Source organism: Kitasatospora sp. NPDC052896 (genome assembly GCF_044547075.1).
GTDB lineage: Bacteria > Actinomycetota > Actinomycetes > Streptomycetales > Streptomycetaceae > Kitasatospora.
Genome location: NZ_JBITZU010000007.1, coordinates 40,639 through 55,017, shown reverse-complemented (window position 1 = coordinate 55,017; position 14,379 = coordinate 40,639). Strand labels below are relative to the sequence as shown.

Genomic DNA, 14,379 nt, shown 5'->3' with positions numbered 1-14,379 from the left:
ATGCCGGAATGATCAGGGGTTTCTCAGGGATGCGGCCGGTCGTCGCCCGGTGCGTCGTCAGCCCGCCGACCAGCGGGCCAGATCGGCCGGGGTGTCGAGGTCGTCCGGGACCGCGACGTCCGCGCACTCGACCAGCCGCAGCTGGTCGCCGCGGGCCGCCAGCAGTGCCCGTGCGCCGGCGTCGCCCCGGGCCCCGGCGGCGGCCTCGGCCAGGTGCTCGGCGCCGATCAGCACCGGGTGGCCGCGCCGGCCCCCGTACGCCGCGGCGGCCAGCCGGGCGCCCGCCCGGTGTGCGGCCAGCAGCCGGGCGACCGCGGCCGGGGTGACGCCGGGCGTGTCCACCAGCGCGACCAGCACCGCCGAGCAGTCCGCCGGCACCGCGGCCAGCCCGGCGCGCAGCGAACCGCCCATCCCCTCGGCCCAGTCGGGGTTGTCCAGCACCGTGCAGCCGTCCAGCGCGGCGCTCGCCCGGACCTGCTCGCGGGCCGCGCCGAGCACCACCAGCACCGGCCCGCAGCCGCCCTCGCGGACCACTCGCACGGCGTGTTCGACCAGCGGCCGGCCCTGGTACGGCAGCAGCGCCTTGGGCCGGCCGCCGAGCCGCCGGCCGCCGCCGGCCGCCAGCACCAGGGCGGCGACCGGGGAGAGCGGGGAAGTCGGTGAGGCCATGCCACCACTCTGCCGAAAACGAGGCGCCCACGGTGTTGTGTGAACGCACAACGGTGCACCGGTGACCTTGTGCGGAACCCGGGCCTTCCACCGCTGGATCTTCCCGGTCCGGGGGCTTCTACTGGCCGTCATGCACACCGCACCTGCCCCGCTGGTCGACCGGTTCGGCCGGGTCCACACCGACCTGCGGGTCTCCCTGACCGACCGCTGCAACCTGCGCTGCACCTACTGCATGCCCGCCGAGGGCCTCGACTGGCTGCCGCGGTCCGAGGTGCTGAGCGACGACGAGATCGTCCGGTTGGTGCGGGTGGCGGCCGGGCGGCTGGGGATCCGCACGGTCCGGCTGACCGGCGGCGAGCCGCTGCTGCGGCGCGGGCTGCCCGCGCTGGTCGCCCGGCTGGCCGCGCTCGGGGTGGAGCTCTCGCTCACCACCAACGGGATCGGCCTGGCCCGGACGGCCGGCGCGCTGAGGGCGGCGGGTCTGCGCCGGGTCAACGTCAGCCTGGACACCCTGCGGCCGGAGCGCTACCGGGAGATCACCCGCCGGGACCGGCTCCAGGACGTCTTCGCCGGTATGGCCGCCGCGCGGGATGCCGGGCTGGCGCCGGTGAAGATCAACGCCGTCCCGGTGCGCGGGGTGAACGAGGACGAGGTCATCGAGCTGGCCGAGTTCGCGGCCCGGCACGGCTACCGGATGCGGTTCATCGAGTCGATGCCGCTGGACGCCCAGGGCGCCTGGGACCGGACGAAGATGGTCACCGCCGACGAGCTGCTGGCCCGGCTCGGCGCCCGCTGGGATCTGGTGCCGGTCGGCCGGCACGGCAACGCGCCCGCCGAGGAGTGGCGGATCGCCGGCACCGACACCGTGATCGGGGTGATCGCCTCGGTGACCCGGCCGTTCTGCGGAGGCTGCGACCGGGTCCGGCTGACCGCGGACGGTCAGCTGCGCAACTGTCTCTTCGCGACCACCGAGTCCGACCTGCGAGCGCTGCTGCGCGGCGGCGCGGACGACGACGAGGTGGAGCGGGCCTGGCGGCGCACCATCGCGCGCAAGGGGGCGGGGCACGAGATCGGCTCGGCCGACTTCCGGCAGCCGGACCGCCCGATGTCCGCGATCGGCGGGTAGCGGCGGACAACCGCCGGCGTCCGAATCCGGTGTCGGGCGCTGCCGCGATGGTGATATTTCTTATTCTGTGAAGATCATCATGGCGCGGGTGTCGCGCCGCATCCTGCCGGCCGCGCTGGGCGTCACCATGGTCGCCGGGTGCGGCGGCGCCGCCGGATCCAGGGGTGCTGAGGTCGTCAACTCCGCTCGTCCCTCGACGAGTTCGTCGGCAGCGGCATCGAGCGGGGCGGCCGACCCGGCACTCGAGCCGTTCTACGGCCAGCAGATCGCCTGGGCCACCTGCCCCGACGACCCCACGCGGAAGGGCGTCGACGAGGCCGACTTCCAGTGCGCCACGCTGCACGTACCGCTCGACTACACCCACCCCGGCGGCGACACCGTCGACATCGCCGTGGTCCGCAGGCCCGCCGCCCAGCCCGGCCAGCGGCTCGGCGCGCTGGTCGTCGACCCCGGCGGGCCGGGTGGCTCCGGGATCCAGGAAGTCACCCTCGACGGCAAGCAGTTCAGCGGCCTGACCGACCGCTACGACCTGGTCGGCTTCGACCCGCGCGGGGTCGGCAAGAGCACCGCCGTGCACTGCCTCGGCGACCAGGCCCGCGACCAGTGGGACACCGACGACCATCCCGCGCAGCCCAAGGGCACCACGCTCGCCCAGGCCTGCCAGGCGAACTCCGGCAAGCTGTTGCCGTTCGTCGGAACCGCCGACGCCGCCCGCGACATGGACGTGCTGCGCGGCGCGCTCGGCGACCCGAGGCTCAACTACCTCGGCTCCTCCTACGGCACCTACCTCGGCAGCGTGTACGCCGAGGAATTCCCGGACCGGACCGGCCGGTTGGTGCTGGACGGCGCGATGGACCCGAGCATGGACCTGCTGGACCAGGACGTGCAGCAGACCATCGCCTTCGAGGGCGTCTTCGAGCGCTTCGCCAAGGACTGCACGACACAGGCCCGTTGCCCGCTCGGCAAGGACCCGGCCGGCGCCGCCCAGCGCCTCGGGGACTTCCTGGACGGCCTGGACGCCCGCCCGATGACCGCCACCGACGGCCGCAAGCTGACCGCGAGCCAGGGCTGGACCGGCACCCTCGGCATGCTCTACGGCGACGCCAAGTCCTGGGAGTACCTGCGGGACGGACTGGACTGGGCGATGAACGGCAACAAGGCGGACTACCTGCTGGAGTTCGCCGACGACTACAACGGCCGTGACACCGGCGGACATTACAGCAACGAGCTGGACGCCTACGCGGCGATCACCTGCGCGGACCACAGCGGCGAGGGCATCCCGTCGGACGGCCGGGTCCAGCAGGCGGTGCAGCAACTGCACGAGCAGGCGCCGCTGTTGACCAAGCACTACACGACGGACGACCTGTTCGACCCGGACTGCCGCAACTGGCCCTTCAAGTCCACCGCGCAGCCACACGCGATCAGGGCGGCCGGCAGCGCGCCGATCCTGGTGGTCGGCTCCACCGGGGACGACGCCACGCCGTACGCCTGGGCGCAGAAGCTCGCCTCGGGCCTGGCCAACGCCACCCTGCTGACCCGGGACGGCGACGGGCACACCGGTTACGGCAAGAGCGCCTGTATCCAGACGGACGTGAACGCCTTCCTGCTGGACGGGACCATGCCGCCGGCCGGGACGCACTGCCCGACCAGTTGACTGACGCGCGACACCCCCGTCCGTGGTGGGCGGGGGTGTCGCGTGCTCGTGGGGGTCAGTCCTCGCGGCGGTACGACGATGTCGGGATCGCCCGGTGGGTCCGGTCGGGCCCTGGTCGCAGTGCTCCTCGTGCCCGCCCCCCTTGCCGCCGTTGGCCTCCTCCCTCGCCAGCACCGCGAACAGGCCGTCAGGAACCGGGAGTTCGCGGTACGAGGCGCCCAGTGACCGAGGAACCGTTCGCCCCGTCGCTGCTGGCGGGCCCGCTCGTGGCCCTGTCGCGCCGCACCGCCCGGCCGAGCGCCTCCGCGCGGTCGGCTGACGTAGGCTCAGGGACCATGCGCACTCTCATCGCTGGTGGACACGGTCAGATCGCCCTTCGGCTGGAGCGGTTGCTCGCCGCGCGTGGGGACGAGGTCGCGGGGATCATCCGCCGTCCGGAGCAGGCCGGGGACCTGCTCGCGGCGGGGGCCGAGCCGATCGTCTGCGACCTGGAGTCGGCCTCGCTGGCGGATGTCGCGCGGCACCTGGAGGGCGCGGACGCGGCGGTCTTCGCGGCGGGAGCCGGCCCGGGCAGTGGTGTCGCGCGGAAGGACACCGTGGACCGGGCGGCGGCGAGCCTCTTCGCGGACGCGGCCGAGGCGGCCGGCGTGCGCCGGTTCGTGGTGATCTCCGCGATGGGTGCCGACCGCGAGCCGGCCGAGGGCACGGACCCGGTCTTCGCCGCGTACCTGCGGGCGAAGGGCGCGGCGGACGCCGACATCCAGGCCCGGCCAGGCCTGGACTGGACGATCCTGCGGCCCGGCCGGCTGACCGACGACCCGGGCACCGGGCTGGTCGCGCTGGCCGGGACGACCGGGCGCGGCGACGTCACCCGGGACGACGTGGCCGCGGTGCTGGCCGAGCTGCTGTTCGAACCGGGCAGTGCCGGGCGGACGCTGGAGCTGATCGGCGGCGAGGAGCCGGTCGCGGAGGCGGTCCGGGCCGTGGCCCGGAGGTGATGCTCAGACCGGCTGCGGCACGGTCAGGTGCTTGCCGAGCCAGTCCAGCGCCGGCGGGATCTCCCGGTTCCAGGTGTGGAAGTTGTGGCCGCCGCTGTCCAGGGTGATCGTGGAGAGCTGGGTCGGCGCCTTGAAGGCGGCGACCATCTCCTGGGTGTCCTTGTAGTTGTCCTCGTTCGGGCTGGTGGCGAGCAGCAGCGAGACCGGCGCCGCCGGGGCGTTCCGCAGCCGCCAGATCAGGTTGTTCTCCTGCTTCAGCTGCTCGCTGCCGCCGAACAGGTCACCGGTGGTCGGGTCGTTCGAGACGCTGTAGTCGGCGGAGAGCGCGATCGCCGCCCGGTAGGCGTCCGGCTTGCGCAGCGCGAACTTCAGCGCGCAGTAGCCGCCGGTGGAGTCCCCGATCACCGCGTGCGCCGAGGCGTCCGGGGCGACCCGGAAGCCGCTCTCGACGGCCTTCGGCAGGTCCTCGGTGAAGAAGGTCTCCACCTGCGGCCCGCCGGGGATGTCCATGCACTCGGTGTCCCGGTTGCCGACCACGGTGGGCGTCATCATCACCAGGACGGTCGGCGGCAGCTGCTTGGCCTGGATCGCCTGGAGCGTGCTGGTCGGGTACTGCATCAGCGAGATCAGCTTCTCGGCCGAGCCGGGGTAGCCGGAGAGCACCAGCGCCATCGGAAACCGCTGGTTGGCGTACGCGGACTGGAAGTACTGCGGCGGCAGGTAGACGTAGCCGGGGTGGCTCAGGCCGGACAGCGCGCCGTGCACCTCGATCTTCTTGATCACCCCGGAGCGGTTCTCGGCCGAGCCCAGCGTGGAGTAGACCTTCTGCTGGCCGGTGACCGAGAGCGCGTTGCTCGGGGTGTGGTCCACCACCGTGCCCGGCCCGCCGGCCGTGCCGAGCAGGTCGGTCCAGGTGGTGTAGAAGCCGAAGTACGAGTTGGCGACCAGGCCCATCGCCACCAGCACCATCACCTGGGTGGCGAAGAACGCGCCGATCCGGCCGAGCAGCGCCCGCCAGCCGTGGCCGCCCAGCCTCGGCCACAGCCAGATGGTGGCGACGAAGGTGGCCACGGCCAGCAGACTGGCGATGATCTGCAGTGGGAGTCCGGTCAGCGCGAGCATTGGCTGATATTAATGGACGAAATCTGGAAGGTTTCGATCGCCCCCGAGTCTCCTGGGCACCCCGTGTGCGCCAGCTGTGCGCCTGATGAGCACCCCGGCACGCCGTTGACCGGCTCGCCCGGGCGCGGGACCCTGTTCAGCCACGACCGGACACCACGCGTGGGCTCGGGTGGGACACGCACGAACCGCCGGGGGGCGAGTCCTGCACGGTTCAGACTGTCCAGACCCTTCAGCGGCCGGACGCGCGCCCCGGTGCGGCCTGCTCGCGCTGCCCGTCGCCGCCGGGTTGCTGGTCGCCGGCTGTACGTCCGGCTCGTCGGGGGCCGCGCCGGCGCCGGTCAGCCAGGTTCCGAGCCGGCCGACCGCCGGACTGACCCAGCTCGACACCGATCTCTCCCAGGTGCGCAGCGACATTTCCAGCCAGCAGGTCTGCGCGCCCTCCGCCGCGCTGGTCGACACCGCCGGCTCGCAGGGCCTCCAGCCGGGCGGGCTCAGCCCGCGCTGCGCGGGAAGCGCCGCTCCCAGTCCCGTTCGAACACCACCGCGCCCGCCTCCCAGCCGGTCAGCCGGTGCACGGCCGTGAACGACGTCGCGTCGCAGCTGAGTTCGGCGCTGCTCCGGAGCGTGACGTCCCAGCCCTGGTCGGGCCGTTGGAACCGGACGGTGCGCTCGGCGCGGGCGGTCGCGCTGAGCGGGTCGTCCTGCCGGATCCGGTAGCTCTCCCGGACCTCGTCGGTGCGGATCACGCCGTCCGGGTGGCTGTGCGCGCCGCCGAGGTCGGGGTCGGCCGCCAGTCGCCACTCGCCGGTCGCGAACTCGTGCGTCGCCAGTCGCTCCGGGCGCGCGTCGGTCCGGTGCGCGACCAGCACCTCCAGCGGCGCGGCCTGCTCGGGCGGCCCGAAGGTGATCGGCGCCCGCCCGATGTCGGCGGCCAGATGGCGGACGGGCAGCGTCAGCACGCCGTGCCCGGGGTCCACGCCGAAACCGGCGTCCGGCGGCTGCGGCCAGATCCAGGGCCAGTAGGCGGAGGAGAGCGCCAGCCGGATCCGGTGGCCCACCGGGAAGGCGTGCGCGATCGCCGCCAGCTCGACCTCGACCTCCTCCACCGCGCCCGGCTCCCAGGGCACCACCTGGTCCCGGCCGTGCCGGGCGGTGAGGTTGAGCACGCCCCGGGTGACCAGGGCGGACGAGCCGTCCGGCGCCACGTCGCAGAGCCGGGCCACCACCTGTCCGCGGGCGGCCGTGCCGCGCAGCCGCAGCCGCACCACGGGCCCGCCGAGGATCTCCACCCGCTCGGACAGCGGCGCGCCGTCGAAGCAGACCGACCGGCCGTCCTCGGCGCGCTGGTCGGGCGGCAGGTCGGCGGGGGAGCCGGTCGGGCACGGGCGTCCGGCGTCGATCCCGGTCTGCTGGGGCGAGCGGACCGGGACGTAGCGCTCGCCGGACGGGGTGCCGGCGGTGCGCAGGGTGTCGGCCAGGTCGTAGTGGATCTCCCGGACGTCGTCCGAGGGCCAGCCGTCCTCGCCGATCCACCGGCCGTCGTGCTCGGCGCCCGGCTCGTCGGGCGGCTCGGGCATCCAGCTGCGCAACGCGGGTTCGGCCAGCACGCCGGTGTCCAGGTCCTTGAGCCAGTGGTCCCACCAGCGCAGCGTCTCCTGGAGGAAACCGATCGGGTGCCGCCGGTCCCGGTCCGGATAGTCGTGCGCCCAGGGGCCGATCAGGCCGCGCACCGGCGCCGCCAGCCGCTCGACCAGGCGCAGCACGGTGTCCCGGTGCGGCTCCGCCCAGCCGCCGACGGCCAGCACGGCGGCCCGGATCGCCCGGTAGTCCTCGGCGACGCTGCCGCGCCGCCAGTAGTGGTCCCGGGTCTGGTGGGCCAGCCAGCGGTGCAGCGGCGGCTCGACCGCGGCCAGCCGGGCCAGCCAGGCCTGCCGCCAGTCCGCGTCCGTGCCGGCGTACCGGGGGTCGGGCGGGGCGGCGGCCAGCGCCAGCAGTTCGGCCGAGCGGGCCGGCAGCTCCTCGGCGAGCAGCGAACCGCCCAGGTGGTGGCCGTCGTTGCGGTACCGGTCGTCGGTGGCGCAGACGGCGACCACGGCCCGCAGCGGTTCGGGCGCCAGCGCGGCGAGCTGCAGGCCGGCGGTGCCGCCGCGGCCGAGCCCGAAGAGTCCCACCCGGCCGTTGCACCAGGGCTGCCGGGCCAGCCACTCGATCACCGCGACGCCGTCGGTGAGCTCGTGCGGGGCGTACTCGTCGCCGGCGAACCCGGCGGAGTTGCCGTGGCCGCGGGCATCCACCCGCAGGCTCGCGTAGCCGTGGCCGGCGTACCAGGGGTGCCGCTCGGCGTCGCGGGTCGCCGTCCCGTCGCCGAGCCGGGCGGGCAGGTACTCCAGCAGCGCGGGCACCGGTGTCCCGGTGACGGGCCGCCAGAGCCGCGCGTGGAGCGTGCCGCCCTCGGGGAGCGGGATGCGTGGCTCCTCGCGGGTGATCCGGTTGGGGTACGAGCTCGGGTGCTGCATGCGGGCTCCGTGCGGCGGTGCGGGATGCCCGGCGGGCGGCCGGTAGAAACCGACAATAGTGGACATTTCGCTGCACTCGCCTGTTCGCGTGCGCGGTCTCCCGGCCGGATTCGCCGTTGGCGCGTAGTTGCAAGCTATTTGCAATTACGACTTGGCGGAGGGAAGGATGACCCGGTCGCACCGCCCCCGTACGCCCGAAAGAGGTCGCCGCCCATGAGCAGCGCGTCCGCGGCTCCCGCCGCCCGGTCCCGATGGACCGCCAGACTCACCCGTGACGAGTGGATCCGGCTGGCCGGCATGTGCGGCTTCATCCTGGCGCTGCACGTGATCGGCTGGTTCACCCTGCTGGCCGTCATCGCGCCCGAGCACTACCGGATGGGCGACCAGGTCTTCGGCGCCGGGATGGGCCTGACCGCCTACACCCTCGGCATGCGGCACGCCTTCGACGCCGACCACATAGCGGCCATCGACAACACCACCCGCAAGCTGATGGGCCAGGGCAAGCGGCCGCTCTCGGTCGGCTTCTGGTTCTCGCTCGGCCACTCGTCCATCGTCTTCGGCCTCTGCGCGCTGCTCGCCTTCGGCATCCGCTCGCTGGCCGGCGCGGTCGAGACCGACGACTCCGCGCTGCACAAGACCACCAACCTGATCGGAACCAGCGTCTCCGGCGGCTTCCTGCTGCTGATCGGCCTGGTCAACCTGGGTGCCTTCAACGGGATCCTGAAGGTCTTCCGGAAGATGCGCGGTGGCCACTTCGACGAGGCCGAGCTGGAGCGGCAGCTCGACAAGCGCGGCCTGCTCAACCGGATCCTGGGCCGGGCCACCCGGGCGGTCAGCAAGCCCTGGCACATGTACCTGGTCGGCCTGCTGTTCGGGCTGGGCTTCGACACCGCGACCGAGGTCTCGCTGCTGGTGCTGGCCGGCGGTGCGGCGGCCTTCGCGCTGCCCTGGTACGCGCTGCTGGTGCTGCCGGTGCTGTTCGCGGCCGGGATGAGTCTGCTGGACACCATCGACGGCTCGTTCATGAACTTCGCCTACGAGTGGGCGTTCTCCAAGCCGGTCCGGAAGATCTACTACAACCTCACGGTGACCGGGCTCTCCGTGCTGGTCGCGCTGGTGATCGGGGCGATCGAGCTGATCGGGCTGCTCGCCGACCAGTACGACATCACCACTGGCCCGATCGGCTGGATCGGCTCGCTCGACCTCAACCTGGTCGGGTACGCGATCGTCGGGCTCTTCGTGCTCACCTGGGTCGGCGCGCTGGCGTTCTGGAAGTTCGGCAAGGTCGAGCAGAAGTGGTCGGCGGAGATCCGGGAGGACGCGCCGGCTGCGGCTCCCGCGCCGGCCTCGGCCTGCGCCGAAGTCGACTGAGGCTCGGCGGTCTTCCGGCCGCCGAGCATCAACTCCTCTTCTCCATCGATTACTTGAGCGCGGCCAGGACGGCGTCCGCCATCACCTGCTCGCCGGTCGCGTTCGGGTGGAACGGTACGGCGGGCTGCTCGGGCAGCGCGCCCTCGATCCAGCGGTCGTCGGAGCAGACGTCGTGGCCCTGGGTCGGGGTGGCGGTGTCCACGTAGGTCGCGCCGTTGGCGGCGGCGGTGCTGGCCAGCATGGCGTTCAACTGGTCCAGGATGCCGTGCAGGTAGGCCACGTCCCCGACGGTGACCGGCTGCTTGCCCGCGCAGGTCGAGGCGTCCGCGGGCAGCACGGACGGGTAACCGACCAGCAGCACCTTGGCGTTGGGCGCCTTGGCGTGGATCTGCTGGAGCACGGAGGCGAGTTGGGGAGCTGCCGCGTTGATCCGGTCGACCAGGGTGTCGTCGTCGCTGTACTGCCAGGACCAGGAGAGCGTGCTCCAGTTCCAGACCCAGTGACCGTGCTCGTAGACGTCGCGGCACGGCGTGCCGGACGGGTTGACCACCGCGCCCGCGATGCAGGTCGCGATGACGTCGCCGATGCCCAGGGCGGAGGTGCCGAGGTCGTTGCCGCCGATGCCGAGGGTGACCAGGCCGGTGCCGGCGTTCACCGCGTCGATCTGTGGGTCGTTGACCTTGATGATGGCGTCGTACTGCGACCCGGTGATGTCCTTGATCTTGGCCGCCGAGCAGGTGGCGTCCGTGTACGAGGGGGAATTGAGCGCGGCCGCCACCAGATGTCCGTAGTTGTGGTCCGAACGAAGGCAGAGCCCGTCCGACTGGTCGGGCACGCCGGCACCGGCGGCGTACGAGTCGCCGAGCGCGACGTAGTTGCCGTAGCCGGCGGCGGGCGCGGCGGCGGAGGCCGGGGTGGCGAGTGCGACCAGCGAGCCGGCCAGCGCGAAGCTGCCGAGGACGGTGGCGAGTTGGCGGGCGGACTTCCGGGCAGGGCTGAACACGGTTCCTCCTGGGGGAGAGAAACGGGAACGGGTGGGGATGCCGAGCCGCGGCTACTGCTACTGGTTGGTAAGTTACCGTCAGGTTTCGTACGCGTCTATGGAAACAGTGGGTGAATTTCTCGCCGATCCCCTTCGGGTGATTTCGAATTTCGCTCCGGCGTGAAGCGTTTTTAATTCCACGTCACCGCGTAGCGAAATTCGCTCTGCCCGCTCCGCCCCGAGTCACCCGGTCGCCGGCAGATTTCGAGTCCGGCAGTCACGGCACCGGCCGGCCGTGGGCGACCGGAACGCCCGCTCGCAGCCCGGGCAGTTCTGCAGCGGCGCGGGGATGGCCGTCGTGGTGTGCGGCCGACCCGCCGGCGGCGGCAGCTGGTTGGCCAGCCGGTACGCCAGCAGCCGGGCCGGGCGCCGCTGGATCGGCACGGGCAGGTCGGTCGCCAGCGTCTTGGCGATCGCCTCCGGCGCGACCCCGCGCGTCAGCCACTCCCTCACCGCCGGCGCGAGTTCGGCCACCTCGCGCTCGGACAGCAGCAGCCGCGAGTCCCGCCGGCGCAGTGAGGTCAGCACGGCGGCGGCCTCGGGATCGGGCACGCTCGCCGGCGGAGTCCGCCCGACCCTCCGCCCCTGGGGCCTCGGCTTCCCGCCCGGCACATCATGGGCGTACGTCCGGGTGCAGATCCTCCCGCCCGCGATCCGCTCGCGACGCCGCTCCAGGTAGCCGGCGGCCTCCAACTCCCGCAGCGCGCGGGCGATCAGGATCTCGCCCTCGCTGAAGTGCGCGCAGAGCGCCGCGATGCTGACCGGCGCGCCGTCGGGGAGGGAGAGGATGTACGTCGCCACTCCGAGCGCGATCGCGCTTCCGCCGCGCTGGGCAAGGCGGTTGGAGATCACGGTGAAGTGGGAGGTGAGACGGGTCCGGACGTGGATCACGCCGGAAGTGGGCGCGCAGGGCGCGTTAGACTCTGGCTCAGCCATCGGGAAGGTACTACTTCCTCGTCATGGTCAGGCCCTCGGTCGGGAGTGCAAGTCCCGCCCGGGGGCTGTCCGCGTTCATGGGGTTGTGTGGCCGAGCGTACCTCCAGCTGACGGACCGTCCGGTCGAAGTCACCCGCGCGGGTGAACCCTTTGCCGGGAGGGTGGGTGGGAGGTTCTTTTCCCCGGTTCTTTTACTTGGAAGACCTCGTGCCCCACCGGCTCGCGGCCCACCACGACCCGGTGACGTCGGTCTCGGCCCGGTCGGCGGCCGTGAAGGCCGACCGTCCGCCACCGCCCGTGCCCGATCGTCAATCCTCGGTTGACGGCGGGTGGCGGGGGACGCAGTATCGACCCCACTGTCGGGGTGGCTCTGGAGGATTGGCGCATGGCGCTCGATGCCGACGTGATCGTGATCGGGGCGGGGCTCGCCGGGCTGGCGGCCACGGCCGAACTGGCCGAGGCGGGACGGCGGGTGATCCTGCTGGACCAGGAGCCGGCCGCCTCGTTGGGCGGGCAGGCGCACTGGTCCTTCGGTGGCCTGTTCCTGGTCGACTCGCCCGAGCAGCGCCGGCTGCGGATCCGTGACTCGTTCGAACTCGCCTGGCAGGACTGGCAGGGCACGGCCGGCTTCGACCGCACCGAGGACCACTGGCCGAGCCAGTGGGCCCGCGCCTACGTCGAGTTCGCGGCCGGTGAGAAGCGCGCCTGGCTGCGCGCGCTGGGCGTGCGGCTCTTCCCGGTGGTCGGCTGGGCCGAGCGCGGCGGGTTGCTGGCCAGCGGGCCGGGCAACTCGGTGCCGCGCTTCCACATCACCTGGGGGACCGGCCCGGGCCTGGTCGAGCCGTTCGTCCACCGGGTCCGCGCGGCCGCCGCCAAGGGGCTGGTCGAGCTGCGGTTCCGGCACCGGGTCACCGGGCTGGCCGCCACCGCCGGGGTGACGGACACCGTCACCGGCGAGGTGCTGGTGCCCAGCGGGGCCGAGCGCGGCACCGCGTCCTCACGCGAGGTGGCCGGCGCCTTCGAACTGCGGGCGCAGGCGGTGATCGTCACCTCCGGCGGCATCGGCGGCAACCACGAACTGGTCCGCAAGGCCTGGCCGGCCCGGCTCGGCGCACCGCCCGAGCGGCTGCTCTCCGGGGTCCCCGCGCACGTGGACGGGCTGATGCTCGGAGTCACCGAGCGGGCCGGTGCCCACCTGGTCAACGGCGACCGGATGTGGCACTACACCGAGGGCATCGAGAACTGGAACCCGATCTGGGCCCGGCACGGCATCCGGATCCTGCCCGGCCCCTCCTCGCTCTGGCTGGACGCCCGCGGGCGGCGGCTGCCGGTACCGCTCTTCCCCGGTTTCGACACCCTGGGCACCCTCGAACACATCATGACCACCGGGTACGACCACACCTGGTTCGTGCTCACCCAGAAGATCATCGAGAAGGAGTTCGCGCTCTCCGGCTCCGAGCAGAACCCCGACCTGACCGGCCGCAGCGTCCGCGACGTACTGGGCCGGGCGCTGCCCGGTGCCCCCGGCCCGGTCGAGGCGTTCAAGCGGTACGGCGCGGACTTCGTGGTCGCCCGCGAGCTGTCGGCACTGGTCCGCGGGATGAACGCCCGGACCGGGCAGGCGCTGCTCGACGAGGCGGCGGTGCGCCGCGAGATCGAGGCGCGCGACCGCGAGCTGGCCAATCCGTTCAGCAAGGACCTTCAGGTGACGGCGATCCACGGGGCCCGCCGCTACCTGGGCGACCGGCTGGTGCGCACCGCCAGCCCGCACCGGCTGCTCGACCCCGAGGCCGGGCCGCTGATCGCGGTGCGGCTGAACATCCTGACCCGCAAGTCGCTGGGCGGGCTGGAGACCGACCTCTCGGCGCGGGTGCTGCGCCCGGACGGCGGGGTGCTGGCGGGCGTCTACGCGGCGGGGGAGGCGGCCGGCTTCGGCGGCGGTGGGATGCACGGCTACCGCTCGCTGGAGGGCACCTTCCTCGGCGGCTGCCTGTTCTCGGGCCGCACGGCGGGCCGGGCGGCGGCGCTGGCCACCGCCTGAACTAGGGCCGGTCCGGCAGGCCGAGGCGGAGGTGCTCCACGTGGTAGACCGCCTGGTCGAGCAGCTGGGCCACGTGGTTGTCGTGCAGCGAGTAGACCACCGACCGGCCGCGTCGCTCACCGACCACCAAGCCGAGGTTGCGCAGCAGGCGCAGCTGGTGGGAGCAGGCCGACTGCTCCATCCCCACCGCACCGGCCAGCTCGGTGGCGGCCCGCGGTCCCTCCCGCAGCTCGGCCAGGATCAGCAGTCGGGACGGGGTCGCCAGGGCCTGCAGGGTGCTCGCCACCCGCGCGACGTTGGCCGCGTCCAGACGCATCCGAGGCACGGCGTTCTCTTCGGTGGTCGCGACTCCATGGCCCATGGCGGCATCCTACGTGTGTTGAGCTGATGAACGACCGCCGCCGAGCGGGCAACGCCCGGTGGCGGTCGCCCGTGTCCGAGGAGACGCCGATGAGCCGCCGCAGGAGCCGTGACCTACCCACTCCGCAGGACTCGCCCTGCACGGTGACGGTCTGCCGGGGCTGCTGCTGCGGCACGGAGGCCAAGCACCCGGGCGTCGACCACGCCGGACAGCTGGCCCGGCTGAAGGAGCGGGTCGGCGGCGACGGCCGGGTGCGCGCGGTGCCCTGCCTGGACGCCTGCGCCCACTCCAACGTGGTGGTGGTCAGCCCGTCGGCCGAGGGGCGCCGGGCCGGCGGGCGACCGGTCTGGCTGGGTTGGGTGCTGCAGGACGACATGGTCGAGGAGATCGCCGAGTGGGTCCGGGCGGGCGGCCCGGGGCTGGCGGAACCGCCGGGCACCCTGGACCTCCAGGAGTTCGCGGTCTCCCGGCGGGTGCGCGAGGGCCTGTCGGGGTGACGGATCGTCAAGGTACCGGCTGGCACGGGAAGGGAGCGTCACCGAC

The 14,379-nt window shown here is 73.2% G+C and carries 12 protein-coding genes; 6 read left to right on the top strand and 6 right to left on the bottom strand.

Features of this window, described 5'->3' with window-relative positions:
• Positions 1-57 precede the first annotated feature (57 nt).
• Positions 58-669, bottom strand: a complete 612-nt coding sequence (locus ACIGXM_RS16600; protein WP_396561369.1) for an NTP transferase domain-containing protein — start codon at positions 667-669, stop codon at positions 58-60.
• 130 nt (positions 670-799) lie between these two features.
• On the opposite strand from ACIGXM_RS16600, the gene moaA reads away from it, so the two are divergent.
• The 3 genes from moaA (at position 800) to ACIGXM_RS16585 (ending at position 4,447) form a co-directional block, all read left to right on the top strand.
• Complete coding sequence (moaA, locus tag ACIGXM_RS16595) at positions 800-1,795, top strand: GTP 3',8-cyclase MoaA (protein ID WP_396561367.1); 996 nt, start codon at positions 800-802, stop codon at positions 1,793-1,795.
• Between the two features lie 79 nt (positions 1,796-1,874).
• Positions 1,875-3,449 carry an alpha/beta hydrolase gene (locus ACIGXM_RS16590; RefSeq protein WP_396561950.1) on the top strand — a complete coding sequence of 525 codons (1,575 nt, stop codon included), beginning with the start codon at positions 1,875-1,877 and terminating at the stop codon, positions 3,447-3,449.
• Positions 3,450-3,784: 335 nt separating this feature from the next.
• Positions 3,785-4,447, top strand: a complete 663-nt coding sequence (locus tag ACIGXM_RS16585; protein WP_396561365.1) for an NAD(P)H-binding protein — start codon at positions 3,785-3,787, stop codon at positions 4,445-4,447.
• Between the two features lie 3 nt (positions 4,448-4,450).
• On the opposite strand, the gene ACIGXM_RS16580 is transcribed toward ACIGXM_RS16585, so the two are convergent.
• Together ACIGXM_RS16580 and ACIGXM_RS16575 are read right to left on the bottom strand one after the other, a co-directional pair.
• On the bottom strand, positions 4,451-5,569 hold the full coding sequence (locus tag ACIGXM_RS16580) for an alpha/beta hydrolase (RefSeq protein WP_396561363.1): 1,119 nt from the start codon (positions 5,567-5,569) through the stop codon (positions 4,451-4,453).
• 491 nt (positions 5,570-6,060) lie between these two features.
• Complete coding sequence (locus tag ACIGXM_RS16575; RefSeq protein WP_396561361.1) at positions 6,061-8,085, bottom strand: CocE/NonD family hydrolase; 2,025 nt, start codon at positions 8,083-8,085, stop codon at positions 6,061-6,063.
• Between the two features lie 213 nt (positions 8,086-8,298).
• Between ACIGXM_RS16575 and ACIGXM_RS16570 the strand changes: the two genes are divergently transcribed.
• A complete protein-coding gene (locus ACIGXM_RS16570; RefSeq protein ID WP_396561359.1) occupies positions 8,299-9,456 on the top strand; it encodes a HoxN/HupN/NixA family nickel/cobalt transporter in 1,158 nt (385 codons plus the stop codon).
• 49 nt (positions 9,457-9,505) lie between these two features.
• Here ACIGXM_RS16570 and ACIGXM_RS16565 read toward each other — a convergent pair whose 3' ends face one another.
• Both ACIGXM_RS16565 and ACIGXM_RS16560 read right to left on the bottom strand, forming a co-directional pair.
• Entirely contained in the window at positions 9,506-10,459 is a 954-nt protein-coding gene (locus ACIGXM_RS16565) for an SGNH/GDSL hydrolase family protein (protein ID WP_396561357.1), read from the bottom strand.
• Positions 10,460-10,681: 222 nt separating this feature from the next.
• Entirely contained in the window at positions 10,682-11,434 is a 753-nt protein-coding gene (locus tag ACIGXM_RS16560) for a hypothetical protein (protein ID WP_396561355.1), read from the bottom strand.
• Positions 11,435-11,819: 385 nt separating this feature from the next.
• Between ACIGXM_RS16560 and ACIGXM_RS16555 the strand changes: the two genes are divergently transcribed.
• Positions 11,820-13,475 carry an FAD-binding dehydrogenase gene (locus tag ACIGXM_RS16555; protein WP_396561354.1) on the top strand — a complete coding sequence of 552 codons (1,656 nt, stop codon included), beginning with the start codon at positions 11,820-11,822 and terminating at the stop codon, positions 13,473-13,475.
• Between the two features lies 1 nt (position 13,476).
• Here the strand turns inward: ACIGXM_RS16555 and ACIGXM_RS16550 are convergent, their stop codons facing one another.
• Positions 13,477-13,836: an ArsR/SmtB family transcription factor gene (locus ACIGXM_RS16550; RefSeq protein WP_396561352.1), complete on the bottom strand. Its 360-nt coding sequence runs from the start codon at positions 13,834-13,836 to the stop codon at positions 13,477-13,479.
• A gap of 89 nt (positions 13,837-13,925) precedes the next feature.
• On the opposite strand from ACIGXM_RS16550, the gene ACIGXM_RS16545 reads away from it, so the two are divergent.
• The gene (locus ACIGXM_RS16545) at positions 13,926-14,333 is read left to right on the top strand and encodes a (2Fe-2S) ferredoxin domain-containing protein (RefSeq protein ID WP_396561350.1); all 408 of its coding nucleotides are present in this window, start codon (positions 13,926-13,928) and stop codon (positions 14,331-14,333) included.
• Positions 14,334-14,379: the final 46 nt, after the last annotated feature.

What these genes read in the sequence shown, in the direction of transcription:
- ACIGXM_RS16600 (WP_396561369.1), bottom strand. Translation starts at nt 669, where the DNA reads ATGGCCTCACCGACTTCCCCGCTCTCCCCGGTCGCCGCCCTGGTGCTG.
- moaA (WP_396561367.1), top strand. Translation starts at nt 800, where the DNA reads ATGCACACCGCACCTGCCCCGCTGGTCGACCGGTTCGGCCGGGTCCAC.
- ACIGXM_RS16590 (WP_396561950.1), top strand. Translation starts at nt 1,875, where the DNA reads ATGGCGCGGGTGTCGCGCCGCATCCTGCCGGCCGCGCTGGGCGTCACC.
- ACIGXM_RS16585 (WP_396561365.1), top strand. Translation starts at nt 3,785, where the DNA reads ATGCGCACTCTCATCGCTGGTGGACACGGTCAGATCGCCCTTCGGCTG.
- ACIGXM_RS16580 (WP_396561363.1), bottom strand. Translation starts at nt 5,569, where the DNA reads ATGCTCGCGCTGACCGGACTCCCACTGCAGATCATCGCCAGTCTGCTG.
- ACIGXM_RS16575 (WP_396561361.1), bottom strand. Translation starts at nt 8,085, where the DNA reads ATGCAGCACCCGAGCTCGTACCCCAACCGGATCACCCGCGAGGAGCCA.
- ACIGXM_RS16570 (WP_396561359.1), top strand. Translation starts at nt 8,299, where the DNA reads ATGAGCAGCGCGTCCGCGGCTCCCGCCGCCCGGTCCCGATGGACCGCC.
- ACIGXM_RS16560 (WP_396561355.1), bottom strand. Translation starts at nt 11,434, where the DNA reads ATGGCTGAGCCAGAGTCTAACGCGCCCTGCGCGCCCACTTCCGGCGTG.
- ACIGXM_RS16555 (WP_396561354.1), top strand. Translation starts at nt 11,820, where the DNA reads ATGGCGCTCGATGCCGACGTGATCGTGATCGGGGCGGGGCTCGCCGGG.
- ACIGXM_RS16550 (WP_396561352.1), bottom strand. Translation starts at nt 13,836, where the DNA reads ATGGGCCATGGAGTCGCGACCACCGAAGAGAACGCCGTGCCTCGGATG.
- ACIGXM_RS16545 (WP_396561350.1), top strand. Translation starts at nt 13,926, where the DNA reads ATGAGCCGCCGCAGGAGCCGTGACCTACCCACTCCGCAGGACTCGCCC.